This window comes from Actinoalloteichus spitiensis RMV-1378, from assembly GCF_000239155.1.
Classification (GTDB): domain Bacteria; phylum Actinomycetota; class Actinomycetes; order Mycobacteriales; family Pseudonocardiaceae; genus Actinoalloteichus_B; species Actinoalloteichus_B spitiensis.
Genome location: NZ_AGVX02000260.1, coordinates 1 through 5,162, shown reverse-complemented (window position 1 = coordinate 5,162; position 5,162 = coordinate 1). Strand labels below are relative to the sequence as shown.

5 protein-coding genes are annotated in these 5,162 nt (G+C 71.5%); 3 read left to right on the top strand and 2 right to left on the bottom strand.

The genetic code is table 11. The features are described from left to right. On the bottom strand, window positions 1–1,231 hold a 1,231-nt coding region (locus tag ACTIDRAF_RS0212705), incomplete at its 3' end, for an MFS transporter (protein WP_026066042.1). 83 nt (window positions 1,232–1,314) lie between these two features. Between ACTIDRAF_RS0212705 and ACTIDRAF_RS0212700 the strand changes: the two genes are divergently transcribed. Further along, complete coding sequence (locus tag ACTIDRAF_RS0212700; protein ID WP_016699121.1) at window positions 1,315–1,701, top strand: ArsR/SmtB family transcription factor; 387 nt, start codon at window positions 1,315–1,317, stop codon at window positions 1,699–1,701. A gap of 145 nt (window positions 1,702–1,846) precedes the next feature. On the opposite strand, the gene ACTIDRAF_RS0212695 is transcribed toward ACTIDRAF_RS0212700, so the two are convergent. Beyond that, window positions 1,847–3,157 carry a M14 family zinc carboxypeptidase gene (locus ACTIDRAF_RS0212695; RefSeq protein WP_016699120.1) on the bottom strand — a complete coding sequence of 437 codons (1,311 nt, stop codon included), beginning with the start codon at window positions 3,155–3,157 and terminating at the stop codon, window positions 1,847–1,849. Window positions 3,158–4,206: 1,049 nt separating this feature from the next. Between ACTIDRAF_RS0212695 and ACTIDRAF_RS0212690 the strand changes: the two genes are divergently transcribed. Both ACTIDRAF_RS0212690 and ACTIDRAF_RS28605 read left to right on the top strand, forming a co-directional pair. Then, entirely contained in the window at window positions 4,207–4,551 is a 345-nt protein-coding gene (locus tag ACTIDRAF_RS0212690; protein WP_016699119.1) for a hypothetical protein, read from the top strand. Window positions 4,552–4,823: 272 nt separating this feature from the next. Next, a partial coding sequence (locus ACTIDRAF_RS28605) for a helix-turn-helix transcriptional regulator (protein WP_039787077.1) occupies window positions 4,824–5,162 on the top strand: 339 nt, incomplete at its 3' end.

Below are 5,162 nucleotides of genomic sequence, written 5' to 3'. Positions count from 1 at the left end.
GCCGCGTCGGCGCCACCGGAGCGCCCGCCGGCCGGTCCGCCGGCCACACCAGCACGGCGGTCGCCGCCCCGGCGACCGCGAGCGCGGCGAGCAGCGCCCACCCCGTGGTGAACCCGGCGGCGGTGACCACCCAGCCCGCCACCGGATAGCTCAGCAGCCAACAGGCGTGCGACAGCGAGAACTGCGCCGCGAACAGCGCCGGCCGGTCCTCGGGCCCCGACGAGCGCCGCAACACCCGCCCCACCGGCGTCAACACCAGCCCAGCCCCCGCGCCGAGCACCGCCCACACCCCCAGGGCCACCGGCCACCGCCAGCCACCGGAATCCACCAGGGACAACCCGACCGCCCCGACCACGCCAACGCACAGCGTCCCGGCACCCGCCAGCATCACCCCGCGCTCCGCGACCCGCTCCAACACCCGGGGAAGCGCCAACGCCACCAGGATCGTCCCGGCGCCGTTGGCGGCCAGGAGAACCGCCACCTCCGTCTCCGACCGGCCCAGCTCGTCCCGCGCGTAGTTGACCGTGTTCACCATGACCACCGCGCCCGCCCCGGCCACCGCCAGGTCCAGGCCCAACAACCCCCGCAGCCGGGGCGTCGACAGGAAGATCCGGGTGCCCGCGCCCACCCGTTCGCCGAACCGCACCCGGCCACTCGGCCGCGCCCGGGGCACCCGCGCCGAGACCACCAGGGCCGCCGAGGCCAGGAACCCGGCGGCGGTGCCCGCGAACAACCACGGGAAGTCCACGACGGTCAACACGAGCGCGGCCACCACCGGGCTCAGCAGCGTCTCCAGGCTCGACGCCAGCTGCGAGGCCGACAAGGCCCGCGTGTAGTCACCCTCGTCGGGCAGGATGTCCGGCAACGCCGACTGGAACGTCGGCGTGAACGCCGCCGACGCCGACTGCAACACCGCGATCAGCACGTACACGTGCCAGACCTCGGTGACGAACGGCAACGCCACCACCACCGCCGCCCGCACCATGTCCAGCCCCACCAGCATGGCGCGCCGCGGCACCCGGTCGGCGTAGGCACCGGCGAGCGAGGACACCGTCACGTAGGCGACCATCTTGATCGCCAGCGCCGTGCCCAGGACGGCGCCGGCGCGGGGCCCGGCGAGGTCGTAGGCCAACAGGGCCAGTGCCACCGTGGCCAGCCCCGTTCCGAGCAGCGCGGTCACCTGCGCGCCGAACAGGTGGCGGTAGTCCCGGTTCCCGAACAACGACGACATCCCCATCACGGCCTCCCGACATCCACCCCAACACTAGAACAGTTGAACAGTTCTTCAAGTATGGGGTGTTCTAGGATTTCGTCATGGGCCACCGCCGACCCGACCACCCCCCGCCCGCCCGGCTCACCCCCGAGGACGCGGCGACGGTGGCCACCACCCTCCAGGCGCTGGCCACCCCGAGCCGGCTGCTCATCCTCACCCGGCTGCGGGAGAGCCCCTGCCCGGTGGCCGAACTCGCCGAGGCGGTGGGCATGGAGACCTCGGCGGTCTCCCACCAACTCCGGCTACTGCGCAACCTCGGGCTCGTCACCGGCACCCGCCACGGCCGCAGCATCGTCTACAGCCTCTACGACAGCCACGTCGCCATGCTCCTCGACGAGGCCGTCTACCACATCGAACACCTGCGGCTCGGCCTGCGGCAGGACCCCGTCACCGGCGAACACCACCAGAACCCCGATCCCACCTCCTGACCCGCCGCACCCAGCGAGCCAGGGCACCCCCGACACCGACCCGAGGGGCCGGCGGCGCCGCCCGTACGCCACGACGACCGGGAGCCCCCGACCCAGCGGTCAGGGGCTCCCCTCGCGAGCGGTCAACCCGCCCGCCGCGTCCCGATCAGCGCTCCAACACGTCCAGCAGCGGGTCGGCCAGCGTCCGCGACTGGTCCGTGGTCACCACCGGACCCCGGGGCGGGATCGCGTCGTAGTCGGCCGGGTCCAGATCCCGCACCTCACCGTTGGCGAGGCCACGCAGGATGCCCTCCACCCCGACGTACACCGCCTGCGTGAGCATCACACGGTGCCGCTCACCGAGGTCCTGGCTCTGCCCCCGCACCTCGAACAACACCGATCCGCTGCCGTTGAGGGCGAACGAACCCAGACCCGTACCAGGCAGGTCCACGTCCTGGGGGTAGAGGGAGACGTGGGCGAACTCCGGCCGGTGCGCCGAGGCGTCCCGCAACGCGTCGTAGGCGGCCACGTTCAGCTGCTTGGCGTAGTCGAGGTCGTACCGGTCGGCGTACTCGGCGTACCGGGCGCCCTCCTCGGTGTTCGGGTCAGCGACGAACTTGCCCGACAGGCTCAACGTCACGTAGTCGTCGGTGCCCGGCATGACGTAGCAGGGGCCCTGGTGGTGGATGTCCACGTAGGTGTCGACCGTGCCGAACTCCTCGGTGAGATCCACGTAGAGGTCCCGCACCGCCTGCGTCTCCGGGGTCAGGAACCAGCCGGGCTGGGCCGAGTTCCCGGGGAGGTCGGCCGGGTCGGGCACGTAGGACAGGTCCGGGTTGTAGTCCCGGTTGATGTCGAACCCGGGACGCGGCCCGTAGTCGTGGCCCTGCCGGACGTTGGTGATGTAGTTCCACGCCGGCTCGGCCCCGGCCAGCTGCGGGTGCAGGTCCACGACCTCGTCCCAGGTCATGTCGTTGCCCCGCCGGTTCAGCTCCGCCGCGTCCGGGTTCATCTTCGGCACGGCGACCACCGTGAGCTCCGAGCGGACCTCCTGGGCGAAGCGGGAGTTGGACCGGCCCAGGTGGTCCAACAGCCACAGGATCGCGTCGGTGCCCGTCTTCTCGTTCCCGTGGATCTCGCTGGTCAGCAGCACCACCGTGTCACCGTCACCGACCCGCGCGGCCTGGATGAGACGACCACGGTTGGAGGTGCCGATCTGGTCGACCTGGACGCGTCCCCGGCTCTCCGCCTCGATCCGGTCGAGTTCGACCAGCAGCTCCTCGTAGTCGGTGAACGCGTCGACCGGGTTGTCCTGGGGACGCGTGCTGCACCGCTCGGCCGGCTCCTGCCGAGGCGCGTCCCGGGCGGTGTCCGCCGTGGACGGCGGTGGCGCCGCCGTCGCGGTGGGCAGTACCCCGAAGGTGCCCAGCATGAGGGTTCCCGTGATGGCGGCCAAGGTTCGGCGCACGGTCGGCATCCGTCCTCCTCGCTCTCGGTGCGGCCGCTGGTCGTGCTCCCGCCCCTGTGGAGCGGGAGCCCGTCGGCCGTCGGCGTAGGGCAAGTAAAGGTCGCGTTGGGTACCCGCACAAGAGCGGACGGCGACCGCCGACGGTCCCGGGCCCGAATCGGCCTTGTGAGCGTCAGTCGGGGAAGGGGGGCGTCGCCCGGCCACCCGGGTTCGCGGGGGCGTGTCGAAGCACTGCCCCGCCGCCGGGTGACTGCCGGAGTGGGGTGTTCTCCCACGGAGGATCTCCGATTGGCGGCTCGAAGCTGTCACCGCGGCACCTTCGGGCTGCCAGACCGGGCCGTGGGGTGTGCCGGAACGAATGCGGAGGATGTCACGGGTCCCGCTCCCCTCGCATCCTCGCGGGCCGGGTTTCGTCGAGGCCAAGGATCAGGGTAGGAAGTCCCCTCCGAGTACTCGGTAGGGGCGAGAGTCACGACCAGCGAACGCCCAAGATCATCCAGTCGCAGCGGATCCGGGCGATGTCTCCATGCGCCAACTCTGCACGTGAGCAGCGAGGACGACGGCAGGAACAGTGTCAGAGCAGGGCTCCGCATGCCCGCCCTGAGGGAAGTCGCGCTCAGCGCAGCAGGCTGGTGGTCATGCGTGGTGCCAAGCGTTCGCCGGGGCGGGAGTCATTTGTGATTCCGCTACTCACTCACGTGCTCACATCCGTCCTCACGTTGTTCAGTGCTGGTGACGCGAACTCGCGTCGTGGGACCCACTTCCGGAGCACGTAGGAGGCCTGGACGTGGGTCGGCTGGTGGTCGGTCCTCGTCCGCGCACGGGCGGAGCTTCCTCCTCGGGGGACCGGCCGCCGGCATCCACTTACTGGTGCGGAGGTGGCGGATGTCGGGCTACGAAGCCGTGTGGGCTGTGCTTCGTGGAGCGGTTCTCGCCGAACTGCTGATCGCGGGGTGGCTCGTCACTCGGAACCAGCGTGTTCGGGACGCGGTGGAGGTTCGGTACCGAGGGTGGCGACTCCGGGTTCGTCGCCGCCGGCAAGGGGATCGGGGACGGGCATGACAGCACAGGTTGACGCCGCGCTGAACACCTTGATGCGACAAGGATTCGCGTTCCGGTTGGCGCCGGGGGATCGCTACGTCCCCCGGACCCTGTTCGGGGAACGGCGACGCGGAACGCACACCGACTACCTCCACATCAGCGGGCCGGACGACTGCCTGGCCGCGCGGATGCGCGCCTCCCCGGAGCCGGTGCCGTCCGACGTGGTGTGGAGCGTGGAGGGCGGTTTTCTCGCCGTCGTGGCCGAGTTGCTGTCCCTCCCCGCGCCGGACAGCCCGCACGCGCCGAAGCTGGCAACGCGTCGGGCGGGGGCGCTGTGGACTCCCGGGATGCCGGTGGGCTGACCGGGTCGAGCAACTGGCGTGCGAGAGCGGGGTGATGCGATGGCAGCTTTCGGTGCCTGAGACGAGTTTGGTCCGCGTTCCGCCTCACGAACGCGACGTCTCGGGCGGTTCTTGCCCACGACGGCCTCGGTGCGCACGACCGCACCGAGGCCGTTCGTGCGCCAGCAACCAGGACGTCCTGTGGGAACCGAGGCGGCGGGCAGCCTTCTCGCGCGTTCGCCCGGCTACCCTGAGTGCCCGGTGTCGTGCGCTGCACCAGGAGGCGGAAGGTCATGGCGCGAGAAGCCGAAGAAATCCAGGCCCTGCGGCGAGAACTCGGCGAGAAGCTGTCGACCGCCCGCAAGCTCGCCGGCCTGACCCAGGCCGAGGTCGCGCGGCAGGTGTTCTGCGACCGCACCACGATCGCGCACCTGGAGAAGGGCCGGGTCGGGGCGGACGAGCGGGTGTGGCGGGCGGCGGACCGCGCGGTGAGGGCTGACGGCCTCCTCCTGGAGGCGTTCCTCCAGTTCCGAGCGGCCGCCCTGCGCCACGCGAGCGAACAGCGGGCGACCGAGCGCGCGGGTTTCCAGAGGCAGGCCGGGCGGTGGCGGGCCGAATCGGCTGGGCCGCCC

Bases quoted from the DNA above. Each gene is read 5' to 3' on its own strand.
- ACTIDRAF_RS0212690 (WP_016699119.1), top strand. From the start codon at position 4,207: ATGACAGCACAGGTTGACGCCGCGCTGAACACCTTGATGCGACAAGGA.
- ACTIDRAF_RS0212700 (WP_016699121.1), top strand. From the start codon at position 1,315: ATGGGCCACCGCCGACCCGACCACCCCCCGCCCGCCCGGCTCACCCCC.
- ACTIDRAF_RS0212695 (WP_016699120.1), bottom strand. From the start codon at position 3,157: ATGCCGACCGTGCGCCGAACCTTGGCCGCCATCACGGGAACCCTCATG.